The organism is Pseudomonas sp. TH21 (genome assembly GCF_016651025.1).
In the GTDB taxonomy this organism is placed as follows: Bacteria; Pseudomonadota; Gammaproteobacteria; order Pseudomonadales; family Pseudomonadaceae; genus Aquipseudomonas; species Aquipseudomonas aylmerensis.
In genome coordinates this window covers 1734293-1761193 of record NZ_JAEKEQ010000001.1, presented here as the reverse complement: position 1 = coordinate 1761193, position 26901 = coordinate 1734293, and the positions used below count along the sequence as shown (strand labels likewise).

Here is a 26901-nt window from a genome sequence, read left to right as displayed (position 1 = left end):
CTGCATCCCGCATCATTTTCGCAGCGGGTCTTGCCAGAAATGCAGGTGGCGATCCTGCTCGACGTCGCCGCGGTTAAGCCCTATATCCTTGAGCGCATCATCACTCAAGGCTGCCAGTGTCTGGCGCTCCGCATGCAGCGTCTGCCACCGCACAACCTTATGGAATAGCCCGGAAAACGGACGTTTCGCCAGCAACACAAAGCCTCTTTGACCTTTCATCTTCTCGCCCTCCAGTGGGGATGACGCGAGTGTGTGCTTGGCCTTATGATCAATCCAACGAATGTTTCTTATGCAATACATCTCAGAGATTGATCAATTGTCCGGCTACCCGAGCATCGACACCGAAGTGCTGCGTACCTTCGTCGCCATCGCCGACCAGGGCGGTTTTACCCGCGCCGGCGAATTGGTCAACCGCACCCAATCAGCGGTGAGCATGCAGATGAAACGCCTGGAAGAAGACGTGCTGCAACGCAAGCTGTTCGAGCGCGACGGGCGTCAGGTGCGGCTGACGCCCGAGGGTCAGGTGCTGTTGGGCTACGCGCGACGCATCCTCAAGCTGCACAGCGAGGTGTTCAATACCTTGCGCGAGCCCCACATGGTCGGCTTGGTGCGCATCGGCACGCCGGATGACTACGTGATGCGCTTCCTGCCGGGCATTCTCAAACAGTTTTCCAAGGCCTACCCGCTGATCCAGATCGAGATGCACTGCGAGGGATCAAGCGTGCTGATGCAGCGACGGGACCTGGCGCTGACCGTTATCAGCCGCGAGCCGGGCAATGATGTCGGTGAGCTGTTGCGCACTGAACGCATGGTGTGGGCGGCGGCGCCGTGCTTTTGCGTGGACGAGCACGATGCCCTGCCACTGGCGATTCCCGGTGGCGACTGCCTCTACACGCAATGGGCCCTGGCGGCACTCGATTCGGCCGAGCGCAATTATCGCCTGGCCTACCACAGTTCCAACGGGGCGGCGATCCAGGCCGTTGTCAGCGCGGGCCTGGCGGCCATGGTCAGCATGGAAAGCCTGGTGACCCCGGACCTGTGCATACTCGGCAGCGAGGACGGCTTCCCCCCATTGCCCTCGATGAATCTGCGCCTGCTGCGCAACCCATTGCTGGCCTCGCCGATTACCGATTGCCTGGCCGACTACATCATCGAAGGCTTCAAACTTTAAACGTCAGCATCACCGCGCACACCACCAGGAAGCCGCAAAACAGGCCGCGCAATACACGCTCCGGCAGCGCATGGGCCACTTTCACGCCCCAACTGATACTGAGCATTCCGCCAACGGCCAGCGGCACGCCGATCATCCAGTCCACTTCGTGGTGCCAGGCGTAGGTGACCAGGGTCACGCTGGTGCTGGGCAGTGCCAGGGCGAGGGACAGGCCTTGGGCGACCACTTGGGTGGTGCCGAACAGGCTGGTCAGCACCGGGGTAGCAACCACCGCGCCCCCGACGCCAAATAGCCCGCCCATGGAGCCGGAAGCTGCGCCCAAGACGCCAAGCCACGGCCAGGAATAACGCATTTGCGCGGTGGGCGGCGCGTTGCGTGTGAACATACGCAGCAGGTTGTAGGCCGACAGCGTCAGCAGGAATGCGATAAAGCCGATGCGCATGGCGCCTGCGTCCAGCCCCACCGCCCAGATCGAGCCGAGCCAGGCGAAGCTGAAGCCCATCACGCCCAAGGGCAGCGCATGCCTCAATTCGATGCGGTTGCGCTGGTGATAACGCCACAGCGCCAGCATCACGTTGGGCACCACCATCACCAGCGCCGTGCCCTGGGCAAGTTGCTGATCGAGGCCGAACAACACGCCAAGGACGGGGATGGCGATCAAGCCACCCCCAATCCCGAACAGGCCGCCCACCGTGCCGAGGGCCGCGCCCAATATCAGGTACATCGCTAAATCCACCACCGTTCGCTACTCCCCCATGCCAGGCCTTGCATGCTACGCAGTCGCCTCTGGCACGGAAACGCACAGCAACGCACAATGGCTGTGCCAATTTCGCATAAGCGTACGCCTATGAACCCCAACACTCTTACCGATCAGCTCGGCCTGTTTCTGGATGTCCTGGAAACCGGCAGCTTCTCCGCCGCCGCCCGCCGTCATCCGCTGACACCCTCGGCGGTGGCTCGGCGCATCGACAGCCTGGAAAACTCGGTGGGCAGTCGCCTGTTCCAGCGCAGCACCCACGCCGTGGTGCCGACGCCCGCCGGCCTGGCGTTTGCCGAGCGGGCGCGGCGGATTGTCAGCGAGTTGCAACTGGCGCGCGCCGAGGCGGTGTCCCTGAGCCATGCGCCAGAAGGCCTGATTCGCGTGGATGCGCCCGCAGCATTTGGCCGACGGCACCTGGCGCCGGTGATTGCGGATTTCCTCAACGTGTATCCGGGGCTGGATGTGCACCTGCATTTGATCGACAGCTTTGTCGACATGCAGGGTGCCCACTTGGGCAAGGTCGACCTGGTATTGCGCGCCGGGCATATCGTCGATACCCGCCTGATCGCCACGCCGCTGGCCAGCATCGTGCGCATCGCCTGTGCCAGTCCGGCCTACCTGAAAAGCCGTGGCACCCCCACTCATCCGCGCGAACTGAGCGAGCATGATGGCCTGGATTGGGACGGCCTGGCCCCCATGTTCGCATGGCGCTTCGAGCTGGATGGGCGCCGCGCCACCTACCGTCCGCAGCGCATCCGCATGAGCGCCAACAACGCCGAAGCGCTGCTGTCCGGCGCCCTCGCCGGGCTGGGGATCGCCCACTTGCCCACCTGGCTGGCCAGTGAATACCTGGTACGCGGAGAACTGTTGCCACTGTTTTGCGAGGATGGCCTGCCCAGCCCGGAAACCACCGGGATTTACGCCTTGCGCCTGGAACAGCAGGCGAATGCCCGCAGCCGGTTGTTGCTGGAATACCTGAAATCGCGCTTCAGCCCGGTGCCGCCCTGGGATCTGGCGCTGCAGAGCGGGCTTGTCTGACCACCCGGACAGAATTATCTGGCGCATTAAAGATTTGCCCGCTAGATTCCAGGCCAGATACGCTTTTTTGAGGCACCGCCATGAGCAAAAACCCTGATCCCTGCGAGTCCCTGATGCTGGATAACCAGCTGTGCTTCGCCCTGCACTCGACCTCGCTGCTGATGACCAAGGTCTACAAACCCCTGCTGCAAGCCCTCGGCCTGACCTACCCGCAGTACCTGGCCATGATGGTGCTGTGGGAAGAAGATGGCTTGACCGTCGGCGAAATCAGCAGCCGCCTGCTGACTGATCCAGGCTCGCTCACGCCCCTGCTCAAGCGCCTGGAGGCTGAAGGCCTGCTCAGCCGGACCCGTAGCCGCGAAGATGAACGGGTCGTCGTCGTCGAGTTGACCGCCGCCGGCCGTGCCCTGCAGGACAAGGCCATGGGCATTCCGCAGTGCATCCTTGGCGCCAGCGGACTGGAGCTGGAACAGTTGCTCAAGCTGCAGGCTGACCTGATTGCCTTGCGCAGTCATTTGCAAGCCAGCGTCTAACCCCCCTTCCCCCTTGTAGGAGCCGGCTTGCCGGCAAGCCGGCTCCTACCGTTTGTGCATCGAGGGGAAAATTTTTAAAATTTATCTTGCGCGCTAAACATTAGCGCTATACATTCGCCTCACCAACTACTTAGCGCGCAAACATTTAGCGCTAAAAAACCAAGAGGACGACACCATGCAAACGCTCTATACCGCAGTAGCCACCGCCACCGGCGGCCGTGATGGTCGCGCCGTTTCCAGCGACAACATCCTCGACGTCAAACTCTCCACCCCCAAGGAATTGGGCGGTGCCGGTGGCCAGGCCACCAACCCTGAGCAACTGTTCGCCGCCGGCTATTCGGCCTGCTTCATCGGCGCACTGAAATTCGTCGCCAGCCAGACTAAACGCAAAATCCCGGATGACGCCTCGATCACTGCCCACGTCGGCATCGGCCAGATCCCCGGTGGTTTCGGCCTGGATATCGACCTGCATATCAGCCTGCCGGGCCTGGCCCAGGACGAGGCGCAAAGCCTGGTCGATGCCGCCCACCAGGTGTGCCCGTACTCCAACGCCACCCGTGGCAATGTCGAAGTACGCCTGCACGTTGCCATCTGATAAACAGCCGCGCATAAAAAAACCCGACGCTAAGTCGGGTTTTTTGTTGGCGAGCCAGAATTACTTCTTGGCGCGGCCTTTGTACGAACCACCTTCGCGGGTGTCGATCTCGATCAGGTCGTCGATTTCGATGAAATCGGCTACTTGCAGTTCGGTACCGTTGCTCAGCTTGGCTGGCTTCATTACCTTGCCCGAAGTGTCGCCGCGAGCGGAACCTTCGGTGTAGGCAACCTTACGCACGATAGTGGTCGGCAGCTCTACGGAAACCAGGCGCTCTTCGAAGAAAATAGCTTCGCAGACGTCTTCCATGCCTTCTTCGATGAACGGCAGAACGGCTTCGATATCTTCAGCGTTCAGCTCGTACATGGTGTAGTCGGTGGTGTCCATGAACGTGTAGGTGTCGCCGCTGATGAAGGACAGGGTCGCTTCTTTGCGGTCGAGGATCACGTCGTCCAGTTTGTCATCGGCGCTGTAGACGATCTCGGTCTTGTAACCGGTCAGCAGGTTCTTCAGCTTGGTCTTCATGATTGCGCTGTTACGACCAGACTTGGTGAACTCAGCTTTCTGAACCAGCCAAGGGTCGTTTTCGAGACGGATCACTGTACCGGGTTTCAGTTCTTTACCAGTTTTCATTGCGTATATCCGAAATTTGGATGGGATTTACAAAAATCAAGGTCGCGTATCATATCCAACTTTCATAAAACTGTACCAGCGCCGTCGCAAGATCGGCCTGCAAGCCTTGTTCCAGACACCACGTCTGCGCATGCTGGTTCACCTCCGGCCAGTGCTCCAGCAGCATTTTCCACGCTTGTGCCATATCGCCATCAGTGTTCCAGGCTTGCCAGAGTGCGATCAATGCAGCGCTGGCAGCCGGTGATAAAGCCGCGGTGTACAGCGCGAGGAAGGCATCGAGCTTGTCGAGGTGGATGTCTTCGTCCTGCCGATAGATGTGCCACAACAGCGGACGCCCGGCCCACTGGGCACGCACGAACGAGTCTTCGCCGCGCACCGCATTGAAGTCGCAGCACCAGAGCAGGCGGTCATATTGCTCCTGGCGCACGAACGGCAGCACCTGCACGGTCAAGGCGTCGCGCTGATGCACGTCCCCCGCCACCAGGCCCTCCACGCCAAGCCAGCGCTGCACATCACCGAGGATGCGCCCTTCCGGGACCAACAGGTGCGTGGGCCGCACGTCGCTCGACAACACATCCAGCCAACGGCCCAGCCCGGCATTTTCGTAGGCGAACAATGAAATCAGGCGTGCTCCCTCTGTCGCAAATACGCCCAGGGCCTGCAGGAACTGGCGCTGTGCGGCTGCGTCCTGCTGAAACGCCTGGCGCTGCTCCAGCAATCCAGCCTCGCGCAGCAGCCCGCCGGTGCCCGGTCGGAAACCCGGGAAAAAGAAGTACTTCTGCACCCCCTTGAACTTCACTGACGGCAGGCGATGACAACCCACCACCCACTCTTCGGCGCTGAGGTAGTCGAGGTTCATCCACAAGGGCGCACGCGCGCCTGCCGCCATGGCTTCCATGTACTCGGGCGGCAACTGGCAGGCGAACGCGGCGATGACTACATCGGCGGAGGCTGTGTCCCGCCATTCGGTCGGCCAAAAGCGCACTTCCACGCCCTCTTGCCATTGCTCGTCCAGGTGCACATCGATTTCCGGGCACATGCGCTCGAAGGCCCGCAGGTCGTCGACCCACAAACGCACGGAACAGGCGTGCTCCACCACCAATTGCCGGGCCAGGCGCCAGGTCACGCCGATGTCGCCGTAATTGTCGACGACGCTGCAAAAAATATCCCAGCGGGCTTTCATTCCGGGCTCCTACGATCAAAGGCCCGATTGTCCGCATAAATGCCCTGATGCAGAAGGCTTGATCGCGATTATTCTGCACAGCGGCTGTGCGACAATCGCCGCCACGCCGCAATTGCCTGCCAGGAGGCCATCATGTCGGATCAATCGTTGTCGCTGCCCAAGCTTACGTTCGCCATCGCCATGGGGGTGTGGCTGGGGTTTATCGCCATTGTGCTGACCAGTTGGCTGGCATCGCGCTACCTCTTCCCGCAAACCCTGGCGCCCGTGGCCCAAGCTGTCCAGCAACTGGGTAAACCGGCGGTGGCTGTGCCGGAGCCGCCGAACCGAATGTTCGAGCAGTATCAACAGAACCTGCAGAAGCAGGAGCAACAGCAGAGCCTGGATCAGGCCCGCACCAACGCGCGCAACCTGTCCAACCCCAAGTGCCAGTTCTGGCTGCAACAGGACCAGAACGCGCCCAATGAAAAGAGCCGGGCAAATGTCCTGCAATTTTGCGAATGATCAAGCACAGCCATGAATAAACACGCCGTCCACCAGCTTGTGCTGGAGAAGCTCAGCGTCGATCTCGACATTGCCCAACGCGCCGCGCAGACCGCCTACGAAACCGCGACCCACGAAGAAAACATCGCCGAAAACAAATACGACACCCTGGGCCTCGAGGCGTCCTACCTCGCGGCGGGCCAAGCCAAACGGGTCGAGGAAATCAAGCAGGCGCTGGCGCTGTGCCAGAGCATGCCGTTGCGTGCTTATGATGATCAGCGCGGTATAGAAATCGGCGCGCTACTCGGGCTGGAAGACGAGCACGGTCGTCAGCAGTGGCTGTTCCTGGCGCCGGACGCGGCGGGTTTGAAAGTGGATGTGGTCGGGCAACCGGTGACCGTCATCACCCCGCGCTCGCCGCTGGGCAAGAGCCTGCTGCACAAATTCGAAGGGGATGAGGTGGAGATTCTGGTGGCGGGCGCCCGGCAGCACTTTACGGTGACCGAGGCCAAATAAACGCCTGCAGGAGCGAGCTGATAGTGGCGAAGGAGCACGCTCCCTCACCACGGCAAGCCAGCCCCTGCAATGTCAGTGAACCGGCAACTCGACGCCGTCGAACAGTTCTTCCAGTTCCTGCTTGTTGTGGCACTGGATCGCCTTGGCCATGACTTCACGGGTCAGGTGCGGCGCGAATTTCTCGATGAAGTCGCACATGAAGCCGCGCAGGAACGTGCCGCGACGGAAGCCGATCTTGGTCACGCTGGACTCGAACAACTCGCTGGCATCGAGCACCACCAGGTCTTTGTCGAGGTTGGTATCGACGGCCATCTTGGCCACGATGCCCACGCCCAGGCCCAGGCGCACGTAAGTCTTGATCACGTCGGCGTCGGCGGCGGTGAACACCACTTTCGGCGTGAGGCCGCGATGGCTGAAAGCCTCGTCGAGCTTGGAACGGCCGGTGAAACCAAACACGTAGGTCACGATCGGGTATTCGGCCAGGGCTTCCAGGGTCAGCTTCGGCAGCTTGGCCAACGGGTGACCTTGAGGCACGACCACGCAACGGTTCCAGCGGTAGCACGGCATCATCACCAGGTCACCGAACAGCTCCAGGGCTTCGGTGGCAATGGCGAAATCGACGGTGCCGTCAGCTGCCATTTCGGCGATCTGCATCGGCGAGCCCTGGTGCATGTGCAACGCGACGTCAGGGTATTGCTTGATGAAATCGCGGATCACCGGCGGCAAGGCATAACGCGCCTGGGTGTGGGTGGTAGCGATGGACAGGGTGCCCTTCTTCTCGTTGGAGAATTCCTGGGCGATCTGCTTGATGCTTTCGACTTTGCGCAGGATCTCGCCGGCGGTGGTGATGATGCGCTCACCCGCCGGGGTGACACGGGTCAGGTGCTTGCCGCTGCGCGCGAACACTTCGACGCCCAGCTCGTCTTCGAGCAGGCGGATCTGCTTGCTGATACCGGGTTGCGAGGTGTAGAGGCTTTGAGCGGTAGCGGAAACGTTGAGGTCGTGGTGCGCCACTTCCCAGATGTAGCGCAGTTGTTGAAGCTTCATATGTGTCCCTCAAAGCAAATAGACGCCACGGGTATCAGCGACGGTATATAACTATATTAAAGGTTTGACGGATAAATCTAGAACTTTTTATCGTTATTTACCCATCACACGTCATCACTGCGTCGACGTTGTAACGAAGGCACCAGGTAAACCGGCACGGTAGACAGCTGCAACACCCGAGCTGCGGTACGCCCCAGCGGAGTGGCAGCGGAAGTCGCGTGGCTGTGGCTGCCGACGATCAGCAGGTCTACGGAGAGTTTGCGCAATTGATCGAGTATGACCTCGCACGGATCCCCCTGGATCACCCGTACCGAGCGAATCACCTTCAGGTCCTGCTCCCCTTCCCCCAACTCCTCGCGAAAACTGTCCAGCACCCGCTGCTCGATCGTCGCCATCACCGTGGTCAGCCCCTGGCTCTGCCATTCACTCAGGGCCTTCTCATCAAGGTAGCTCTGCAACACCGATTCGGCGAACAACCCGATCGGCTCGACCACGTGGATCACGTACAGATCTGCCTTGAACGTCCGCGCCAGCGCCAACGCATGCTGCATCACATAAGGCGCGTACAGACCAAGGTCCGTGGCAAAGAGCATCGAGCGAATCATAGAACCTCCTGGACTGCCAGGACGGCGGAGATTGAATCAGCTTAGCAGCGCCCGGACGACTTGGATTGACTTAGCTCTTCACTTCATTACTGATGCCATGAGGCACATGCCCGGTGGCCACCACCTCCCTGGCTTTCTCGCAATGACCGGCCTGGTCATCGAAAAAAACATCGGCGGCGAACGCTTCCAGGAACGCGGATTTCTCCAGCCCACCCAGGAACAGCGACTCGTCCAGGCGAATATCCCACTCGCGCAAGGTACGGATCACCCGCTCATGGGACGGCGCCGAACGCGCAGTGACCAACGCCGTGCGAATCGGGCAGTCCTCGTCCGCAAACTCGCGCTGCAACAGGTTCAGCGCGGCCAGGAACCCCTTGAACGGACCGCCATGCAACGGCTGGCGCGCCGACTCGCGCTCGCTGGCCTGGAACGCTTCCAACCCGCCGGACTGGTACACGCGCTCCGACTCATCGGAGAACAACACCGCGTCGCCGTCAAAGGCAATCCGCAATTCCTCACTGGAGGCACGGCGTGGACCGCCGGACAAAATCGTCGCTGCCGCAAACCCCGCATCGAGGGCACTGCGCACATCCTCAGCATGGGTGGAAAGAAACAGATGGCAACCGAACGCTGCCAAATAAGGATAAGGACTACGCCCTCCGACGAAAGCGGCGCGGGAAATATCCAGGCCGTAATGCTGGATGGAATTGAACACACGCAAGCCGGTGTCGGCACTGTTGCGCGACACCAGCACCACCTCGACCCGGGCGCGACCAAGGCTGGCATTCAGGCTCAGCAGCTTCTTGACCAGCGGGAAGGCATCGCCCGGCTCGAGGATTTCTTCCTCGTGTTCGATCTGGTACTGGCGGTAGGTCTCGACCCCCTCGGCCAGATAGACCTTGTGGCTTTCACTCAAGTCGAAGAGTGCCCGCGAGGAAATCGCCAGCACCAACTTGTCACCCAAACCCTTGGCCATGGTGTGTTTCCTCACTCAGCGATTATGCCGATCAATAAAACTCAAGGCCTGATACAGCGCCTGCATCCGTGGCAATTCGCAACCAGCGGCTTTGGCCGCGGCGAGTGGCCGCGCATAGATCGCCGCCAGTTCCAGCGGGCGTTTATGCACGTGGTCGTGAAACATGCTCGGCAGGTAGTCGTCCATGGTTTCAGTCATGGCGAACATCTGCTCGGCGTAACTGGCGGGGATTTCATGCCCGCAAGCATGGGCGCCCTGCACCACTTCGGCCATCAATGCCTGGATCAACTCGCGGCTGGATTCGTCCGCCATCATCGCCGTGGTGCCGGTCCCCAGCAGGACGGACAGGCCGTTATAGGGCACGTTCCACACCAACTTGTGCCAGCGCGCCTGATGCACATTGGCCATGGCCTGGGAGTCGATGCCGGCCTGGTGGAACAACGCGGCGCCGGCTTCGACAATCGCCTGCCGACGGGCGTCGTCGTTGGCCGCGGTGCCACTGTGATACCCCAGGTTGACCCGCCCCAGCGCCTGATGCTCGACCACGCCAGGCGCGGAGCGGTGTACGCCGATGTAGCAGAGCCCACCCAGCAGATGCAGCGACGCCGGCAAGTGTTCACGCAGGCTGTCTTCCACATCCAGGCCGTTTTGCAGCAACACCACCTTGGCATCCGGCGCCGCGACCTGGGCGATAGTCGGGGCCAGCTCAACGTTACCCGTGGACTTGGTGCCCACCAGCAGCCAGTCGCACGGCGGCATGTCGGCGGCCCGTGCGTAGGCCTGCACCGGATGCAGGTGCAAGTGACCATGCACGCTGCTGTTCAGGTGCAAACCATGCTCACTGACCGCGGCGTATTCGCTGCGCAACAGGAAGTGCACATCGAAACCGGCGCGCGCCAGCATCAGGCCGTAGAAACCACCGATGGCGCCGGTGCCGATAATGCCAATGCGGGGCGACTGTGCTGTCATGGCAGATCCTCTGGAGTACGGGTAAGCGCTTGATTGATCGCGTCGGTAAGGTCAGTGAGTGTAAGACGTGTCTGTAACTGCCCGAGGAATTGACCCTCGCACACCACGAACAACGCGGGCAAATGAAAGATCTGGTAGCGTTCGACCGCGCCGCCGTTGTGGCCGGCATCCACCCAGCACACGCGGTCAATCGGCAGGGACCAGCCCGGTAGCTGCTGGCGCGCCCAACGGCAACTGGAACACCCGACGCTGGTGAACACCACCAGCGAAATACCTGGCAATCCCAGCAATTGCTGGTCAATATCCAGGTCGGTCAATTCCAGTTCCTTCACTATACTGCTGCCACCGCCGTCAACTGGACGGTGCTCGGAGTCCGTGTACATGGGTCGTTTTTTACCTCACCCTGATGATGTCGCTGTCGAGTTAATCCAACGTCCCTCTCCTGCCCTCCCCCGCCAGCGCCTGCACACGGTCGGCCTGGGCGGCATCGCCTGCCATTGGCCACGCGCCTGGCGCCAGGGCACAGCCGTTGACCTGCACATCCCGTCCCTGGGCGCCAACGCCCGGTATCCGGGGTATGTAGCCTGGTGCCGCAAGGTCGAAAACGGCTATCGCATCGGCATCTCGTTTACCGATGAGCATGCGTTGTTCGGCGCGCGCATGGGCGAACAAGCATGCCGGATGGAACGCTACTGCCGCCAGCACGAAGATGCCGAACCGACACCTGCACAACTCGAAGCCCTGGCCCGCGAGTGGGTGGCGCGCCATGCCAGCGAGTTCTCCCATGAAGCATTTGTGCGGCCTGCACGGGATTAAAGCGGGCTTTGCCCATTGTCGCGGGCCCGTGTTACGCGCTAAGGTTCCTCCCCCCTGTATTCAAAATCATGCTGTGCCCGCCGCACGGGGATGGCTGGCGGCCGGCACCCGTGACCCTGGCGAGTAACACGATGGCTGATTTACCGATCAATGACCTTAACGTCGAATCCAACGAGACGCTGATCACACCCGATCAGCTCAAGCGCGAAATCCCCCTGAGCGACGCTGCCCTGCAGACCGTCACCAAGGGCCGCGAAGTCATCCGTGACATTCTCGACGGCACCGACCACCGCCTCTTCGTGGTGATCGGGCCCTGCTCGATCCACGACCTCAAGGCTGCCCACGAGTACGCCGAGCGCCTCAAGGTGTTGGCAGCGGAAGTGTCCGACACCTTGTACCTGGTGATGCGCGTCTATTTCGAGAAACCACGGACCACTGTGGGCTGGAAAGGCTTGATCAACGACCCGTACCTGGACGACTCGTTCAAGATCCAGGACGGCTTGCACATCGGTCGCCAGTTGCTGCTGGACCTGGCGGAAATGGGCCTGCCCACCGCCACCGAAGCCCTCGACCCGATCTCCCCGCAGTACCTGCAGGACCTGATCAGTTGGTCGGCCATCGGCGCCCGCACCACCGAATCCCAGACCCACCGCGAAATGGCGTCCGGCCTGTCGTCGGCCGTCGGCTTCAAGAACGGCACCGACGGCGGCCTGACCGTGGCGATCAACGCGCTGCAATCGGTCTCCAGCCCTCACCGCTTCCTGGGCATCAACCAGGAAGGCGGCGTCTCCATCGTCACCACCAAGGGCAACGCCTACGGTCACGTGGTGCTGCGCGGTGGCAACGGCAAGCCCAACTATGACTCGGTCAGCGTCGCGCTGTGCGAGCAGGCCCTGAACAAGGCCAAGATCAAGCCGAACATCATGGTCGACTGCAGCCACGCCAACTCCAACAAGGATCCGGCGCTGCAGCCACTGGTCATGGAAAACGTCGCCAACCAGATCCTCGAAGGCAACCAGTCGATTATCGGCCTGATGGTCGAGAGTCACCTGAACTGGGGCTGCCAGGCGATTCCAAAGGACCTCGCCGACTTGCAGTACGGCGTGTCGATCACCGATGCCTGCATCGACTGGGCTGCTACCGAGAACACCCTGCGCAGCATGCACGCCAAGCTCAAGGACGTCTTGCCCAAGCGCAAACGCACCTGACAGTGCGGTTGAATCGAGCGCACACAAAAACGCCGGGCTAAGCCCGGCGTTTTTCATGCTGCAGCGTGTGGCTTACAGCTTCGCTGCATGGCGCTGGTGGCGCTCCATGTAGCGTTCGACATAGGAGCAGGACGGGATCACCGTGTAGCCGGCCTCTTCGGCGAACTTCAGCGCTTCTTCGGTCAATGCCGCCGCAATACCACGGCCGCGCAGCGCGTTGGGCACGAAGGTCCGATAGATGTCCAGGGTCTGCTTCCCGAGGTCCATATAGGTCAGATAGGCACGATGACCGTCCACATTGGTCTCGAACTGATGACCAGCCTGGTCATGGTGGATGGACAACGCCTCGCTCATCACTACTCCTCGCGGGTCTAAGATTGCGACCCCTACCTTACCGATGTTTTTCCGGCGAAGGAACATCTACGCCACCCCGTGCCGGTTTCGACAACGAGAAAACCTTTAGCGCTCACAACCAGCACGTAGAGAATAGTAGGCACCAATCCTGCCATTGCTCAAGCCGCACTCGTCATCCTTGCCATGGGTGGATATAGAAAGGGCCTCGATCAACCGGTGACCGATAGCCTGAACATTTGCCGGCCGTTGAACCTTGAGACGAACTGCCGCTCTTAAAGTCACTCTACATGCGCAAAAGATGCCAGGCGTGGTAAAGGCAAGCAGCGCGAAAGTGTCGGCCTCGATATATAAATTTTCATCTGTTTACAAGGCTTAACACATGCGGGCCGGCCCTTTCAGCCTGGATCCAATTTTCGCCCGACTGCAAAAAATTGGACGGTTTTTATACAAACCTCCAAAAGATTAGCCAAAATAGATTCGGCACAAGAATTTTTTTTGCTTCTTGCGCTACGTCAGTTTACTTACTACAAGTAATGAGTAGTATGTACGCCGGCTATGAACTCACTCTGAGGAAATAGCCATTTAATAGAAAGTCCTTGAAGGGGAACACGATGAACAACGTTCTGAAATTCTCTGCTCTGGCTCTGGCCGCAGTTCTGGCTACCGGTTGCAGCAGCGTCTCCAAAGAAACCGAAGCTCGTCTGACTGCAACTGAAGACGCAGCAGCTCGCTCCCAGGCTCGTGCAGACGAAGCCTACCGTAAAGCTGATGAAGCTCTGGCTGCTGCTCAAAAAGCACAACAGACTGCTGACGAAGCTAACGAGCGCGCTCTGCGCATGCTTGAAAAAGCAAGCCGCAAGTAATAATCCCTCGGGGTTGTTATCAAGCCGATCCATTCTTGGGTCGGCTTTTTTATTGCCCGCGATTCGTGCCTCGATGCCGCGCAATAAAAAGCCCGCCGCAGCGCAAGGCTGTGGCGGGCTCAGGGTCGAGCAGGCTTATTGCTGCAGGTCGATCGGCGCGCTGGACGCTATCGGCGCTGCACCCGGCACCCCGATTTCGGTGGGCAGGCCGTCTTCGGCCGCGACCACATCACGCACCTGATCCCAGTTGACCCGCAGGTTATTGGCCAGGTCTTCACGCTTGAGCAAGGCGTTGATGACCGCCGTGTGCTTGTCGACCACCGAAGGCGTGCCGTCGTCGTTCAGCGGCGTATGCGCCTCGAGGTAGACCTTGCCGCCGCTGCTGCCGAACTTGTAGGCATCGTTGATGATGCGCACCGAGGTACCCACCGGCACCATACTGGCCATCTCCAGCACGTTGTTGTTGAACATGCGGAAGCAACCGTGGCTTGTACGCGTGCCGATACCAAATTTCATGTTCGAACCGTGGATCAGGTAGCCCGGGGTGCCCAGGGTGAACTTGAACGGTCCCAAAGGATTGTCCGGACCGGCCGGCACCACGTTGGGCAGCGGATCGCCATTGGCGGCGTGCTCGGCCTTGATCGAGGCGGGCGGGGTCCAGGTCGGGTTAGGGATCTTGCCGGTAATCGTGGTGTGGGCGACCGGCGAGCCCCAGCCCTCACGACCGATCCCCAGCGGGAAGGTGTAGACCACGTCCTGGCCCTTGGGGAAGTAATAGAGCCGGTACTCCGCCAGGTTGATCACGATGCCTTCCCGAGGACCGGGCGGCAGGATGAAACGCGTCGGCAGCACGATGTCAGTGCCCGCCCCCGGCAACCAGGCATCCACGCCCGGGTTGGCCGCGACCATCTCCGAATAGCCCAGGTCATAGGTCGTGCCCAGGTCGGCAAAGGTGTCTTCGTACTTGGCCTTGATCACCTGGACCTGACCGACGATGTCCTCGCCTGGCGGGGGCAGGGGCAACTGCAAGGCTGACGCAGAACCGGCCGCACAAAGTGCAGCAAGAGACAGGCAGCAGGTGACGACGGAAAGGCGCGACAACATCCGGAAAATCCTTCGCAGAACGACGGGTAGGTTAAAAACAAGCTGCAAGCTGCAAGCTTTCAGCCGCTAGCTTACAGCTTATAGCGTGAAGCTTGCAGCTGCATCTAGAGCTCGAAACGCAGCTCCGGCCAGATTGGCGGCGTGCCGCGCTTCTGGGACTCCAGAATCGCCCGGCACAACGGGCACAGGCGCTGGTCCTGGAAGATCGAGCGATCGACCAGCGACCACCGCGGTTGCGCCGGCAGTAACGTACCGCACAGGGTACGATCGATGGAGCCGCCCAGTTCCAATTGCCGCGTGACCAGATGCACCCGCACTTCCTGGCAGGCGAACAGATCCAGCTGCTCGTCCGGCTCGATCAGTTGGTAGTTAAACAGGGACCAGGCAGGACGCGACATCAAGGGCTCCAAATCGGGGGGGCGCCACCTTAGCCGAAAGCCTGCCGGTAGAAAAGCGTCAAAGCAGCGGTTTTAGCGTCGGCCAGACATTTTCCAGCAACTTGCCCTGGGCGCCGACCGCCGGGTGCAGTTGATCCGCCTGCATCAGTTCGGGATGACCACCGACGCCCTCGAGGAAAAACGGCACCAGCGGGACGTTTTTTTCCTTGGCCAGTGCCCCATACACTTCAGCGAATGCCGTGGTGTAGCGCGGGCCGTAGTTGGGTGGCAACTGCATGCCCAGCAACAGCACCTTGGCGCCGCCGGCCTTGGACTGATCGATCATCGACGCAAGATTTTGTTTCAATTGCGCAGGCGGTTGGCCGCGCAGGCCGTCATTGCCGCCAAGCTCGATCACCACGACATCCGGCTTATGCTCTGCAAGCGCCGCCGGCAGGCGCGCCAAGCCTCCGGCACTGGTGTCGCCGCTGATGGAAGCGTTGACCACTTTATCGTCGAAACCTTCCTTCTTGAGCCGTTGTCCCAGCAACGCTACCCACCCTTTGCTGGTATCCAGGCCGAAACCGGCACTGATACTATCGCCAACGATCAGGACTGTACCCGCCGCTGCGTTCTGGGCCATGCACATCAAGGCCAGGCCAGCACTCAAAAACCACATTCGCATCGGATTCTCCATGGGCGCAAGCATTCTCATCGCGCGGAACCTTAGCAAAGTGGTTCCCAGCGCGGAAGGTGAACTGACTATCCTGCACGAACTGAGCCTGGAACTGAACAAGGGCGATAGCCTGGCTATCGTCGGTGCTTCCGGCTCCGGTAAATCCACCCTCCTGGGCCTGCTGGCCGGCCTCGACCTGCCCAGCAGCGGCGAAGTCACACTCGCCGGGCAAGCCCTCAGCACCCTCGACGAAGACCAGCGTGCGCGCATCCGCGCCGAGCACGTGGGCTTCGTGTTCCAGTCCTTCCAGTTGCTCGACAGCCTCAACGCCCTGGAAAACGTCATGCTGCCGCTGGAGCTGGACGGCCGCAAAGACGCCCGCGAGCGCGCCACCCATTTGCTGGAGCGAGTCGGCCTGGGCCAACGCCTGACCCACTCGCCGCGCCAGTTGTCCGGCGGTGAACAGCAACGAGTGGCGATCGCCCGCGCGTTCGCTGCCGAACCGGACGTGCTATTTGCCGATGAACCCACCGGGAACCTCGACAGCCACACCGGCGAGCGCATCAGCGACCTGCTGTTCGAGCTCAACAAAGAAAGCGGCACGACCCTGGTGCTGGTCACCCACGACGAGCGCCTGGCCCACCGTTGCCGACGCCTGATCCGCCTTGAAGCCGGCCTGATGGTCGCGCCCCTGGAGCCTTGATGGCACGTTTGCCGCTGTTGCGCCTGTTCAGCCTTGCCATGCGCCAATTGCTGCGCGATGCCCGCGCCGGCGAATTGCGCGTGTTGTTCTTCGCCCTGCTGGTGGCGGTAGCTGCCAGCACCGCCATCGGCTATTTCGGTGCCCGCCTCAATGGCGCCATGATGCTGCGCGCCACCGAGTTCCTCGGCGCCGACCTGGTGCTTGAAGGCAGCTCGCCGGCGCGGCCCGAACAAATCCGGTCGGGGACCGAACTGGGCCTGGATCACGCCCGGGTGGTCGAATTCTCCAGCGTGATTGCCACCGACAACGGCATCCAGCTCTCCAGCATCAAGGCGGTCAACGAGCAGTACCCGCTGCGCGGTGAGCTGAAAAGCGCGGCTGCGCCGTTTGGCGATGAAACCCCGGGAGGTGGCCCGAAGCCCGGTGAAGCCTGGGTGGAGGCGCGGCTGCTGACTGCACTCGACCTCAAGGTCGGCGACAGTATCGATGTCGGCATGAAGACCCTGCGCCTGGACCGCATCCTCACCTACGAACCCGACCGCGCCGGTAACTTCTACAGCCTCACGCCCCGGGTGATGATCAACCTGGCGGACCTGGATGCCACCGGTGTGGTCCAGCCCGGCAGCCGCGTCAGCTACCGCGAACTGTGGCGCGGGCCACAGGGCAGCACAGCGCTGCAAACCTATCGCGACCTGGTCAAGCCCGGCCTCGCCGCCAACCAGCGCCTGCAGGACTCGCGAGACGGCAACCAGCAGATTGGCGGCGCCCTGGGCAAGGCCGAGCGCTACCTGAACATGGCAAGCCTGGTGGCAGTGCTGCTGGCCGGCGTCGCCGTGGCCTTGTCGGCCAACCGTTTCGCCACCCGCCGCTTCGACGCCAGTGCATTGTTACGCTGCCTGGGGTTATCGCGCCGTGAAGCGATGTTGCTGTTCAGCCTGCAATTGAGCGTACTGGGCCTGCTGGCGAGCCTGACCGGCGCCCTGCTCGGCTGGCTCGCGCAGTTTGGCCTGTTCTACTTCCTGCACGATCTGCTGCCGGCGGACGTACCGCCTGGCGGCCTGCTGCCGGCCATCGCCGGGATCGGCACCGGGCTGGTCGCCCTCGCCGGCTTCGCCCTGCCGCCACTTGCGGCATTGGGTCGGGTGCCGCCGCTGCGGGTACTGCGTCGCGACCTGCTGCCGATTCCTTCCAGCACCTGGATGGTCTACGGCGCAGCCCTGTTCGCCCTGGGCCTGATCATGTGGCGCCTGAGCCTCGACCTGGTGCTGACCTTCGCCCTGCTCGGCGGTGGCGTGGTGGCAGCGCTGGTACTCGGTGGCCTGCTCCTGTTGCTGCTGCAAAGCTTGCGACGCCTGCTGGCCCGCGCCTCCCTGCCCTGGCGCCTGGGCCTGGGACAATTGCTGCGTCACCCGCTGGCGGCGGCTGGCCAGTCCCTGGCCTTTGGCCTGATCCTGCTGTCGATGGGCTTGATTGCCCTGCTGCGCGGCGAGTTGCTCGACACCTGGCAAAACCAGTTGCCCAAGGATGCGCCCAACTATTTCGCCCTCAACATCCTGCCGGCCGACAAAGACGCGTTCGGCGCTCGCCTGCTGGAGCTGCAGGCGCAGTCAGCACCGCTGTATCCCGTGGTGCCGGGCCGGCTGATCAGCATCAACGGCGAACCGGTGCAGGAGATTGTCAGCAAGGACTCCAGCGGCGACCGCGCGGTGCAACGTGACTTGAGCCTCACCTGGGCCGCCGACCTGCCACCGGGCAACGCCCTGACAGCGGGCACCTGGTGGTCGCAGCAACCCACCGATGAAATCCCCGGGGTCTCGGTAGAAGCCAAGGTCGCAGAAAGCCTCAAGCTCAAACTCAACGACCACCTGGTGTTTACCGTGGGCGGGGAAAACCGTGAAGCGCGGGTCACCAGCCTGCGCACCATCAACTGGGACAACTTCCAGCCGAACTTCTTCATGATTTTCCAGCCAGGCACGCTGAAGGATCTGCCCGCGACCTACTTGACCAGCTTTTACCTGGCGCCTGGGCACGACCAGCAGATTGTCGATCTGTCGCGTGCCTTCCCGGCCGTGACCATCCTGCAGGTCGAGGCACTGCTGGAGCAGTTGCGCAGCATCCTGGCGCAGGTGACCCTGGCGGTGGAGTACGTGCTGCTGTTTGTGCTGGCGGCCGGAATGGCGGTGTTGTTCTCCGGCCTGCAGGCCACCCTTGATGAGCGGATCCGCCAAGGTGCACTGCTGCGCGCCCTGGGTGCCGAACGCAAGCTGCTGGTCAAGGCCAGGCGCATCGAGTTCGGCTTGCTGGGTGCCGTCAGCGGGTTGCTGGCGGCGCTGGGAACCGAGCTGGTGACCTGGGTGCTGTACCGCTATGCCTTTGACCTGGCCTGGCACCCGCACCCGTGGTTGTTGGTGCTGCCGGTGATCGGTGCGGTACTGATCGGCGGGGCCGGGGTCTTCGGTACGCGCCGCGCACTGAATGCCAGCCCTCTGACCGTATTGCGCGAAGGCTGAAAACACAATGGCCCGCGTCCTTCAAAGGACGCGGGCCAACGGCGCTCACTTCACATACTCGATCCCGGTGATCCACCAGCACACTTCGCCGCCGGGCGTCTGCACAATGGCCTCATCATCGACTTCCTTGCGCAACAACGCGCGGGCCATCGGAGAGTCGATGGAGATATAGTCCATCCGGTCATAAATCTCGTCATAGCCGACAATCCGAAAACGCTTGGTCTCGCCCTGCTCGTTTTCGATATCGACCCAGGCGCCGAAAAACACCTTCCCTTCCTGCTCGGGCATGTACTCCACCACGCGCATGTCTTCCAGGCGCTTGCGCAGGTACCGGACCCGGCGATCGATCTCGCGCAGCAATTTCTTGTTGTACTGGTAGTCGGCGTTTTCGCTGCGGTCGCCCAGCGAGGCAGCCCATGTCACTTTGCGCGTGGTGTCCGGGCGCTTTTCGCGCCACAGGTAGTCCAGCTCTTTCTTCAGCGCTTCATGACCTTCTTTGGTAATCAGCTTGGTACTCAAACGCATGCATCCCCAGGCAATGTCCATAGGTGCCAATCGGCCAGGCAATCATGCCCTGGCGTCGGCTGGCTGGCGTTGATGATAAATGAACCCGGGAAAGTAGCCAGGCCGGTCTAGCCATCCAGGACCTGGTCCAGGTCCAGCAGCATCGCGCGCAAGCTTTGGCGCAGGTTCGACACCTGCGACGTCATGACCTTCAGTGTTTCGGTTCTCTGGCTGACCGCAAGCGACTGGTCATGCAACTGGGCAATGCGCTGCTCCAGCTCTCGAGACCTCTCATCGGACTGGCTTTGTTCCTGCTGCAATCGAGCCTGCCATTGATCAAGCGCCGCCTGCTGTTCGATGACGGCGAGCTTTTGTTGGGTCAACTCCTGTGCGACACGCGCCAGGTTGGTCAGTGTACTGTCCACCTCGAACATGGCGTTCTGGTCCATGGGCGCGGGCAATCCAGGTTGACCCCGCGGCTCCGGCGCGGGCGGCATCACAGGTTCAGCCTGTACGCGGTTTACCGGCATTTCGATCGCCACCGGGCGTGGCTCTTCGACAGGCTGCTCGTGCTCAGGTACACGGGCAGGGTCGGCCGCGATCGCTGCCCTGGGGGACGAGCTTAATTTCGATGAAAAGCGAATGGACGGCACGATCAATGACGCGCTTTCGATTGCCGGCAACGCAGGCGCGGAAATGCCCAGGGTAATCACCTTCATCACCAGCGCTTTCTTGATGATCACCGAGTGGTGATCCTCGGGCCTGGCAGGCGGCAGCTTGCAGCCTTTCAAATCGACAAAATGATAGGGCAACTGGGTTTCCGTGACGCCAGCGGCTTTTGCACCCGACGCCGCCAACGTCAGAATTTGCTTGAACACATGCATGGCAACTTGCAAGTCGTCCCTGGACTCGACACCACCGAGAAAATACCGTTCGGCTTTTTTACGCAATGCCGCGATGTAAACCCTGGAACTCCCCGGTTCAACTTCTTCATCGAGGCTGTAAACGAGGAAGTTGGAGGCAATCTGACCAACAGCAAACCCACAGAGCAGTGCGCCGTTGACCGGTGCATCCTGACCATCGCGTTCAAGAACTAGGGTACGTAGCAGCATCATGATTATCAGGCCTCGTTACACAGCGCAGAACGTCTATACAAACATCAAATAAACATTCGAAATTTAAAAGTCAACACACACTCCAATTGTTTCAGCGATGTACCGGGCACACACGTAGGACTTCTCTTATTAATGCTGATCGTCGTTCCCAAAAGCGATGATTATCCGTACCCTTTTTAAAATCTCTCCCTTAACGTCATACCAAACTTATTCGGTAAACACATGATCGAAATAAGCAACGTGACAAAATACCTGGACAAGAAAAACATTATCAGTGATCTCTCATTCAGCGCCAATCAACACGAATGCCTGGGGCTTTTTGGAGAAGACCCTACTGTTAAAACGCTACTGTTGAATATACTTTCCGGTACAACTTCGCCTTCCAGTGGACACGTCACTGTCCAGGGTATCAACCCGCAAGTTCTCAAGATAAAGAAAGCGATCGGCTATCAACTGGACCGGGATCTCGGTCATCCAACGATGTCGGCAAACGCGTTCCTGCATTTCATTGCCAGCATTCGTGGGTTCCACGGCGCAGAAAAACGCGCGCGCGTGGAACACGCCGCCATGCGACTGGAGTTATGGCCCATTCTCAACGCGCCCCTCGACACACTCTGCACTGGATGGAAACGTAAAGTCGCGATTGCCCAAGCCATCCTGCATGGTCCGGCCTTGTTGTTACTGGATGAGCCGACCGAAGGACTGGCACCCGATCAAAGACACACCTTCAGGGCGCTTATTAGGTCGTTGACGCAGGAGATGACGGTGATCATCGCGTCCCGGCACTGCGATCAATTGTCCGAACTCTGCACACGGGCGCTGGTGCTTGCGGGCGGGCGTCTGGTGGCCGATACGCCACTGCCTGATCTGCAACGCGATTCCCGTCATTTCCAGGCAGTTACCCTGACCGCGCAAACGCCTCTGGACCTGCTGGCGCTCGCCGTCCTGCCAGGCGTGGCGGGCATCGAAGAGCATCGCCATGCCCCCGGCACCGTGACCGTGCTGGCCATGCCGGGCCATAACATCTCCTCACACATTCACACACTCATCGCCAGTCGTCGGTGGCAAATCAGCTCGCTGCACCAGGAGTCAGGCCGCCTGAACGATGTGGTCCACCACCTGAGCCGAGAGGCCACTCTTTGAAATTGCTGCCCGTCATTTTCAAGCGCCAACTCGCCAGTTATGCCTGCACACCAGGCACATACCTGAGCGTGGCGATTTTTTTAGTACTGTCCGTGGCCTTGGGTTTTCACCTCAGCCCGTGGCTGGAGCAAGACAGCAGCACCTTGCAGGTTTTTTTCCAACTGCATCCCTGGCTTTACTTACTCTTGATCCCCGCCCTGGCGGCGCAACTCTGGTCGGATGAGGCGAATGCCGGTTTTCTCGAACTGATGAAAACATTGCCCGTCACCCCCTTTGAGTGGGTGATCGGCAAGTTCCTGGCTGCCTGGGTTGTAGTCGGCGTGGCTCTGCTGTTGACGTTTCCGCTGGTCATCATCGCCAATTATCTGGGCAGGGCGGACAACGCCGTTATAGCCTCGCAATTTTTGGCAAGTTGGCTGCTGGCGGGCAGTTATCTATCTGCCGGTTGTTTCATCTTCACTTGCGTCCGTCAGCGTACCGTCGTCGTCATACTGACGATGGGCTTACTGCTCACCGTCAGTGGACTTTCATCTTTACTCGATGCTCTGGAACATCAAGCGCCCATTTGGGTTATCGACAGTTTGAGTTCCCTCAATCCGCTTTCAAGATTCAGCAGCCTGGACGATGGAAAATTTGCACTTCGCGACATTCTTTACTTCATTAGCATGATCCTGGCCTTCCTCACTGCGGCGACCATCACCCTTAATTACAAGCATCGCTGAGAAGGAAAGCCCCATGCGATCCACTCTGCGTACCGGCATGACACTTATTGTCTTGCTTTTACTATTCCTCGCGTTCAACCTGGTCTGGATAGTTAAACTTCCCGACATTCGCTGGGACTATTCCCGTTCCCAGATCCACACTTTATCCCCCACCGTACGGCACTTCCTGAATTCCCTGGAAAGCCCGGTAGACTTGTATTACTTCAACGCCAACAACGCCCCAGCAAGAAGTCCCGCGATGAAACGCTATGGCAAGCGTATCGAGGACCGGCTCAAGGAATATGAAAAAGCCGCCCGAGGCATGCTCAACCTGCACCTTATCGAACCTGCACGTTTTTCAGAGGATGCCTACAAAGCGGAGCTATTTGGCCTCGACGATGAGGGCGGTTTTCTGGGCCTTATCGGTACCCGTGCCGGTCACGGTGCGCAACGCATCGAATCATTCAGCCTTGATCGTGAGCCCTTGCTCGATTACGAAATCAGCCACTTGATCTATAAGTTGCAACACCCTGAGCGCCCCATTGTCGGTCTGATCTCAGGGCAAGCGATGGAGGAATCCGCAGGGCGGCTGCTCAAGACCGTGCAGCAGCACTTTAACCTCGCGCTGCTGGAGTCGACGACCGTGCGCATCCCGGAATATGTCCAGGCACTGATGGTGGTGCAGCCCGCCGCGTTGTCCGAACAGACCCTGTATGGCATTGAACAATTTGTATTGAAGGGCGGCAGGTTGATGATGTTTATCGACCCCCTGGGCGAGCAACGCTCAGGCCGTGCGCCAGCCAATACTCGATTGCACGAACTGCTGGCCGCCTGGGGTATCCAGATGCCAGCGGATAAGCTGCTGGTCGACGGCCTCTATTCGTCTTGGACTGAGCCGGGCCCCGGAAGAAACGCGGAGCGGTACCCAGCCCGGTTAAACCTGCCACGGCAGGCGATGAACACGCAGGATGTGAGCACCTGGAAATTGAACACCGTGATCGTATCCAGCAGCGGCGCTGTCTCTCGCCTGGCTAAAAGTCGCACGACATTTACCCCCCTGCTGTACAGCTCCGAGCACGCCGAGCTGATGGATACCGAGCGTTTCGTGGACGTCACCGTGCGTGACGCATTGTCTGACGTGCTGCCCAAACAAGGCAAACGTCATGTAATTGCGGCCCGTATCGAGGGGCCGGCTTATTCGGCATTTCCTGAAGGCATCAAGGGTCAACCGCCGGGCGTGCAAAAAGCGACAAAGATCCATGTCGTGGTGGTCGCCGACACCGACATGCTCACCGATCAGCTCAGCCCCGCGACGCCTGACAGCAACGCACTGTTTATCTTGAATACACTGGATAACCTGTCCGCCCTTGAAGCACTGGCCAACGTTCGGCCGCGTACACCAGCAAGCAACTCACCGACCCTGCTGGAGGCCATGCGCAACGCCGCCGAACAGGTCTATCGCGGCAAGGCCTATGAGGTGGAACGACGCCTGCAGCGAACGGAACAGGAATGGCGGCAGTTGACGCCACAAGTGATCAACCTGGGCACCCAGGCAGTGGACACCAGGACGCAATTGCAGGCCCTCAATAAGGAGCGCCTGCGTTTGCCCATGGAGTTGCACGCCTTGAAGGCCGAGGCATACGCGCAGATCAATCGCCTGGAGCTGGCGATAAAACTGGGCGTGACCTTCGCGATCCCGCTGATGTTGTGCCTGGTTGCCTGGCTGGTGTTTCTCGGCCATCGTCGACGACGCTTGAACGGCGAGGCCGCACGTCGCTGAACCTCAACGCCTGGCGATCAGCCCTTGCCGGGCAATGCGGGTCAGATGGCCGATCACTTCAGCTGCATTGACGGCGCTCGGAGCCTGGATGACCGCGAGGTCAAAGCTGTTGTTGGCAAAACGGGCGAGAGAGTCGCCGTCTTCCACAAACTGGATCAGGAACGCCGATGGCCGCCCGGTACGACGCGGCCAGCCATCCAGGTAACGCAACAGCGTCGGCTGGTGCTTGCCGCCCAGGAGAATTTTCGGATTGCGTTGAGTCAGGTCCGCGGTGATCGGGGCCAGGCGTATCAGGGGGCGTAGTGCATTCATCGTGTCGTGTCTCTGCCTCAAAAGTCTGCGGGCAGGTGAGAGGCAACACCGAACCAGCGCTTTAGCGGAATTTCAAAGCTGTCTCGGCATGGGAGTACAAGCTTCTGTCGGGCTGCATAGAGTCCCGGTGGCGCCCCGCAATTAGCTGTTTAAATCGGCGCATGAGCGGCATCCTAGAGAAGCCGCAGGGGCGGTGTCAAGAATGGCGGGCAACGAAAAGGCCCGCACAGGGGCGGGCCTTGTCGGTTTTCCAGACGTCGATCAGCGGGCGATGGCGCGGTCTGCAGACAATTTGCCGGCACCTTCCAGCAGCACTGCCAGCGCGCCGCCGAGCAGCGCCAATGCGAACTCATACCCGTTATTGGCCATGAACAGACCGTTATGGATATGCACCGAGAAGATCGCCACCAGCGACAGGATGGTCAAGCCCAGTGCCGCCGGGCGAGCGAGCAAACCGATGATCAGTGCCAGGCCGGCGAAGAACTCGGTCCCGCCCGACAACAGTGCCATCAGGGTACCCGGTGCGAGGCCGATGCTTTCCATCCACTGCGCCGTGCCGGCCAGGCCGTAGCCACCGAACCAGCCAAAGAGTTTTTGCGAGCCGTGGGCCGCGAAGATAATGCCAACAACAATGCGCAGGACAGTCAGGCCGTAACCGGCACGGGTGGTCAGGAGGCTTTTGATCAGTGGGCTCATGCTTGTAATCCTTTTCGAAACAGGGGTTGGTTGGCCGCCATATTAATCAGTTTAAGCAATGTTAAAAGCGCAAAAACTGCCTTATCAATATCGAATTAATCGATTACTTCCGTGAGGCAATTTTCGGCGCTGGCGGCTCCAGGGACTCCCGCTCCCGATCGAACGCCAAGTAGTACTTGTTAACGCTATTAACATAGCTGACGCCGCTCATGCCCACCTGCTCCATGGCAATGCGTTCAACCTGGAAGAACCACTGGTTGGGGTTGAGCCCCCGGCGCTTGGCCTCGGTGCGCATGCCCTGGACGCGCTCCGGGCCCATGTTGTAGGCCGCCAGTACAAAGGCCATGCGCTCGCGCTCATTGAGCTTGGGGCTGGCGAAAAACTTGCGGCGGATCATCGCCAGATAGCGCGCACCGGCCTGCACATTGCTGTCGAGGTTCTCGATATTGTTGACCCCCACCCGCTGCGCCGCCGACGGCGTGATCTGCATCAGGCCGGTGGGGCCGCCGCTGTTGCGCGCGCCGGGGTCGAGTGCCGACTCCTTGAAGGCCAATGCCGCAAGGTTCAACCAGTCCATGCCCTGCTCGCGCGCATGTTTTTGCAGGACCGGGCGCAGCTTCTCCAGGCGCTGGCGGTCGACCCGGGCCAGCGGATTGCGCACTTGGTACAGGCGCCGATAGATACGCTGGAACGCGACATCCTGGTCGGAGGGCGTGCGATAGGTCTTGAGAAATCGATCGATGCTGGCCCGCAGCATCGACGCGTCCTGGCGCACGAACCAGTACTCGTCACCTGGTTCGCTGATCGCCACCTGCTTATCGAAGCGCAATTTGGGCAAGATTTTCGACCAGCGCTCGGCAATCGGCTTCTCGACGATGGTCAGGTGAAAAATCCCCGCCTGGACCATCTCCAGCACGTCCTCCACCGCGAGCGTCGGGTCGACCCATTCCACCTTGATCGACGGCTGCTTGTGCAGCGCCAGCTTCTGATTGACCTGACTGATGGCATCCGCCGCCGCGCTGCCAGTGGTCAGCGCCACGGTCCGGCCAGACAGTTGCTCCAACTTGGTAAACCGCCGCTCGCCCTTGACCCCCACCAGCCACAGCGGCACTCCGCTGGCGATCGGGTCACTGGTGCTGATCTTGTGTGCGGCCTTCACATCCAGCAGTTCACCAGGGGCCACCAGATCGCCTTCGCCACGGGCCAGCGCGCCAAGGAGTTGGTCCTTGGCCTTGGGAATGATCTTGAGGTTGATTTCCTGGCCATCACGGGCGTGGCCATTGAGGTACTGCTCGAAGGCGCGCAGGCGGTGATATTCCACCCCGATAGCCTGGCCCTGCACTTCACCAGAGCTATTGCGGCTTTGGTTGACCAATACGCGCAAGGTGCGGCTGGAGCGGATCTCCGCCAAGTCGCGCACCTTGCTGGGCTTGGTCACTTCCAGCGGCCCGTCCAGACGCGCAACCGCCGCCATGGGCAGCAATAACGTCAGGCACAACATAAGCAACGCCGAGGGTCGGATCATCCGCTCTC

At 60.6% G+C, this 26901-nt stretch carries 32 protein-coding genes; 14 read left to right on the top strand and 18 right to left on the bottom strand.

Going from position 1 to position 26901, the window contains the following annotated elements; translation table 11 throughout:
• Window positions 1-12: 12 nt before the first annotated feature.
• Window positions 13-219 carry a DUF1127 domain-containing protein gene (locus JFU04_RS07915; RefSeq protein ID WP_242485884.1) on the bottom strand — a complete coding sequence of 69 codons (207 nt, stop codon included), beginning with the start codon at window positions 217-219 and terminating at the stop codon, window positions 13-15.
• Between the two features lie 70 nt (window positions 220-289).
• Here JFU04_RS07915 and JFU04_RS07910 point away from each other — a divergent pair, with 70 nt between their 5' ends.
• Window positions 290-1171, top strand: a complete 882-nt coding sequence (locus JFU04_RS07910) for a LysR family transcriptional regulator (RefSeq protein ID WP_120447963.1) — start codon at window positions 290-292, stop codon at window positions 1169-1171.
• Here JFU04_RS07910 and JFU04_RS07905 read toward each other — a convergent pair.
• Window positions 1161-1910: a TSUP family transporter gene (locus JFU04_RS07905; protein ID WP_201143805.1), complete on the bottom strand. Its 750-nt coding sequence runs from the start codon at window positions 1908-1910 to the stop codon at window positions 1161-1163. The two genes, JFU04_RS07910 and JFU04_RS07905, sit on opposite strands and share 11 nt — an antisense overlap.
• A gap of 108 nt (window positions 1911-2018) precedes the next feature.
• Here JFU04_RS07905 and JFU04_RS07900 point away from each other — a divergent pair, with 108 nt between their 5' ends.
• The 3 genes from JFU04_RS07900 to JFU04_RS07890 all read left to right on the top strand — a co-directional run bounded on the left by JFU04_RS07900 (window position 2019) and on the right by JFU04_RS07890 (window position 4097).
• A complete protein-coding gene (locus JFU04_RS07900; protein ID WP_120447962.1) occupies window positions 2019-2969 on the top strand; it encodes a LysR family transcriptional regulator in 951 nt (316 codons plus the stop codon).
• Between the two features lie 80 nt (window positions 2970-3049).
• On the top strand, window positions 3050-3502 hold the full coding sequence (locus JFU04_RS07895; RefSeq protein WP_065901707.1) for a MarR family winged helix-turn-helix transcriptional regulator: 453 nt from the start codon (window positions 3050-3052) through the stop codon (window positions 3500-3502).
• 175 nt (window positions 3503-3677) lie between these two features.
• Entirely contained in the window at window positions 3678-4097 is a 420-nt protein-coding gene (locus JFU04_RS07890) for an organic hydroperoxide resistance protein (protein ID WP_201143804.1), read from the top strand.
• A 60-nt stretch (window positions 4098-4157) separates the two neighbouring features.
• Here JFU04_RS07890 and JFU04_RS07885 read toward each other — a convergent pair whose 3' ends face one another.
• Window positions 4158-4730 carry an elongation factor P gene (locus JFU04_RS07885; RefSeq protein WP_003172723.1) on the bottom strand — a complete coding sequence of 191 codons (573 nt, stop codon included), beginning with the start codon at window positions 4728-4730 and terminating at the stop codon, window positions 4158-4160.
• 49 nt (window positions 4731-4779) lie between these two features.
• Window positions 4780-5913, bottom strand: a complete 1134-nt coding sequence (gene earP, locus JFU04_RS07880) for an elongation factor P maturation arginine rhamnosyltransferase EarP (protein WP_201143803.1) — start codon at window positions 5911-5913, stop codon at window positions 4780-4782.
• Between the two features lie 132 nt (window positions 5914-6045).
• Here earP and JFU04_RS07875 point away from each other — a divergent pair, with 132 nt between their 5' ends.
• Window positions 6046-6414 (top strand): hypothetical protein, encoded by a 369-nt coding sequence (locus JFU04_RS07875; RefSeq protein ID WP_065901713.1) that lies wholly within the window; start codon window positions 6046-6048, stop codon window positions 6412-6414.
• A gap of 12 nt (window positions 6415-6426) precedes the next feature.
• Window positions 6427-6909 (top strand): GreA/GreB family elongation factor, encoded by a 483-nt coding sequence (locus JFU04_RS07870; RefSeq protein ID WP_065901715.1) that lies wholly within the window; start codon window positions 6427-6429, stop codon window positions 6907-6909.
• A 72-nt stretch (window positions 6910-6981) separates the two neighbouring features.
• On the opposite strand, the gene cysB is transcribed toward JFU04_RS07870, so the two are convergent.
• From cysB to JFU04_RS07845, 5 genes are all read right to left on the bottom strand, one after another.
• Entirely contained in the window at window positions 6982-7956 is a 975-nt protein-coding gene (gene cysB / locus JFU04_RS07865; RefSeq protein ID WP_003189876.1) for an HTH-type transcriptional regulator CysB, read from the bottom strand.
• A 104-nt stretch (window positions 7957-8060) separates the two neighbouring features.
• Window positions 8061-8561, bottom strand: a complete 501-nt coding sequence (locus JFU04_RS07860) for a universal stress protein (RefSeq protein ID WP_065901717.1) — start codon at window positions 8559-8561, stop codon at window positions 8061-8063.
• A 70-nt stretch (window positions 8562-8631) separates the two neighbouring features.
• A complete protein-coding gene (locus JFU04_RS07855; RefSeq protein ID WP_201143802.1) occupies window positions 8632-9537 on the bottom strand; it encodes a 5'-nucleotidase in 906 nt (301 codons plus the stop codon).
• Between the two features lie 15 nt (window positions 9538-9552).
• Window positions 9553-10506 carry a putative 2-dehydropantoate 2-reductase gene (locus JFU04_RS07850; RefSeq protein ID WP_201143801.1) on the bottom strand — a complete coding sequence of 318 codons (954 nt, stop codon included), beginning with the start codon at window positions 10504-10506 and terminating at the stop codon, window positions 9553-9555.
• Window positions 10503-10889: a thioredoxin gene (locus tag JFU04_RS07845; RefSeq protein WP_065901722.1), complete on the bottom strand. Its 387-nt coding sequence runs from the start codon at window positions 10887-10889 to the stop codon at window positions 10503-10505. The genes JFU04_RS07850 and JFU04_RS07845 overlap by 4 nt, the downstream gene beginning before the upstream one ends.
• On the opposite strand from JFU04_RS07845, the gene JFU04_RS07840 reads away from it, so the two are divergent.
• Both JFU04_RS07840 and JFU04_RS07835 read left to right on the top strand, forming a co-directional pair.
• The gene (locus tag JFU04_RS07840) at window positions 10888-11322 is read left to right on the top strand and encodes a PilZ domain-containing protein (protein ID WP_106804747.1); all 435 of its coding nucleotides are present in this window, start codon (window positions 10888-10890) and stop codon (window positions 11320-11322) included. The genes JFU04_RS07845 and JFU04_RS07840 overlap by 2 nt on opposite strands.
• Before the next feature lie 131 nt (window positions 11323-11453).
• Window positions 11454-12530, top strand: coding sequence for a 3-deoxy-7-phosphoheptulonate synthase (locus JFU04_RS07835; RefSeq protein ID WP_016975370.1), 1077 nt, complete (start codon window positions 11454-11456; stop codon window positions 12528-12530).
• Window positions 12531-12602: 72 nt separating this feature from the next.
• Here JFU04_RS07835 and JFU04_RS07830 read toward each other — a convergent pair whose 3' ends face one another.
• Window positions 12603-12884 carry a GNAT family N-acetyltransferase gene (locus tag JFU04_RS07830; RefSeq protein WP_003189869.1) on the bottom strand — a complete coding sequence of 94 codons (282 nt, stop codon included), beginning with the start codon at window positions 12882-12884 and terminating at the stop codon, window positions 12603-12605.
• Between the two features lie 611 nt (window positions 12885-13495).
• Here JFU04_RS07830 and oprI point away from each other — a divergent pair.
• On the top strand, window positions 13496-13747 hold the full coding sequence (gene oprI / locus JFU04_RS07825; protein WP_003172710.1) for an outer membrane lipoprotei OprI: 252 nt from the start codon (window positions 13496-13498) through the stop codon (window positions 13745-13747).
• Window positions 13748-13882: 135 nt separating this feature from the next.
• Here the strand turns inward: oprI and JFU04_RS07820 are convergent, their stop codons facing one another.
• From JFU04_RS07820 to JFU04_RS07810, 3 genes are all read right to left on the bottom strand, one after another.
• On the bottom strand, window positions 13883-14851 hold the full coding sequence (locus tag JFU04_RS07820; RefSeq protein ID WP_106804748.1) for a L,D-transpeptidase family protein: 969 nt from the start codon (window positions 14849-14851) through the stop codon (window positions 13883-13885).
• A gap of 104 nt (window positions 14852-14955) precedes the next feature.
• Window positions 14956-15249 carry a hypothetical protein gene (locus JFU04_RS07815; RefSeq protein WP_003172705.1) on the bottom strand — a complete coding sequence of 98 codons (294 nt, stop codon included), beginning with the start codon at window positions 15247-15249 and terminating at the stop codon, window positions 14956-14958.
• Between the two features lie 58 nt (window positions 15250-15307).
• Complete coding sequence (locus JFU04_RS07810; protein WP_065901725.1) at window positions 15308-15913, bottom strand: arylesterase; 606 nt, start codon at window positions 15911-15913, stop codon at window positions 15308-15310.
• Window positions 15914-15923: 10 nt separating this feature from the next.
• On the opposite strand from JFU04_RS07810, the gene JFU04_RS07805 reads away from it, so the two are divergent.
• Both JFU04_RS07805 and JFU04_RS07800 read left to right on the top strand, forming a co-directional pair.
• Window positions 15924-16607 (top strand): ABC transporter ATP-binding protein, encoded by a 684-nt coding sequence (locus JFU04_RS07805; RefSeq protein WP_201143800.1) that lies wholly within the window; start codon window positions 15924-15926, stop codon window positions 16605-16607.
• The gene (locus tag JFU04_RS07800) at window positions 16607-19117 is read left to right on the top strand and encodes an ABC transporter permease (RefSeq protein ID WP_201143799.1); all 2511 of its coding nucleotides are present in this window, start codon (window positions 16607-16609) and stop codon (window positions 19115-19117) included. The genes JFU04_RS07805 and JFU04_RS07800 overlap by 1 nt, the downstream gene beginning before the upstream one ends.
• 45 nt (window positions 19118-19162) lie before the next feature.
• Here the strand turns inward: JFU04_RS07800 and greB are convergent, their stop codons facing one another.
• Together greB and JFU04_RS07790 are read right to left on the bottom strand one after the other, a co-directional pair.
• Window positions 19163-19636 carry a transcription elongation factor GreB gene (gene greB, locus JFU04_RS07795; RefSeq protein WP_016972352.1) on the bottom strand — a complete coding sequence of 158 codons (474 nt, stop codon included), beginning with the start codon at window positions 19634-19636 and terminating at the stop codon, window positions 19163-19165.
• Window positions 19637-19749: 113 nt separating this feature from the next.
• Window positions 19750-20736, bottom strand: coding sequence for a hypothetical protein (locus JFU04_RS07790; RefSeq protein ID WP_201143798.1), 987 nt, complete (start codon window positions 20734-20736; stop codon window positions 19750-19752).
• 222 nt (window positions 20737-20958) lie between these two features.
• Here JFU04_RS07790 and JFU04_RS07785 point away from each other — a divergent pair, with 222 nt between their 5' ends.
• Genes JFU04_RS07785 through JFU04_RS07775 form a run of 3 tightly spaced genes read left to right on the top strand, consistent with a single transcriptional unit; the run spans window position 20959 to window position 24360 of the window.
• A complete protein-coding gene (locus JFU04_RS07785) occupies window positions 20959-21879 on the top strand; it encodes an ABC transporter ATP-binding protein (protein ID WP_201143797.1) in 921 nt (306 codons plus the stop codon).
• Window positions 21876-22601 (top strand): ABC transporter permease, encoded by a 726-nt coding sequence (locus JFU04_RS07780; protein WP_201143796.1) that lies wholly within the window; start codon window positions 21876-21878, stop codon window positions 22599-22601. Before JFU04_RS07785 ends, JFU04_RS07780 begins: the two co-directional genes overlap by 4 nt.
• Before the next feature lie 13 nt (window positions 22602-22614).
• Window positions 22615-24360, top strand: a complete 1746-nt coding sequence (locus JFU04_RS07775) for a Gldg family protein (RefSeq protein ID WP_201143795.1) — start codon at window positions 22615-22617, stop codon at window positions 24358-24360.
• 3 nt (window positions 24361-24363) lie between these two features.
• Here the strand turns inward: JFU04_RS07775 and JFU04_RS07770 are convergent, their stop codons facing one another.
• The 3 genes from JFU04_RS07770 to JFU04_RS07760 all read right to left on the bottom strand — a co-directional run bounded on the left by JFU04_RS07770 (window position 24364) and on the right by JFU04_RS07760 (window position 26893).
• Window positions 24364-24672 (bottom strand): hypothetical protein, encoded by a 309-nt coding sequence (locus JFU04_RS07770; protein WP_065901740.1) that lies wholly within the window; start codon window positions 24670-24672, stop codon window positions 24364-24366.
• Window positions 24673-24933: 261 nt separating this feature from the next.
• The gene (locus tag JFU04_RS07765) at window positions 24934-25368 is read right to left on the bottom strand and encodes a DoxX family protein (protein ID WP_065901747.1); all 435 of its coding nucleotides are present in this window, start codon (window positions 25366-25368) and stop codon (window positions 24934-24936) included.
• Window positions 25369-25471: 103 nt separating this feature from the next.
• Complete coding sequence (locus JFU04_RS07760) at window positions 25472-26893, bottom strand: transglycosylase SLT domain-containing protein (protein ID WP_065901750.1); 1422 nt, start codon at window positions 26891-26893, stop codon at window positions 25472-25474.
• Window positions 26894-26901 lie beyond the last annotated feature (8 nt).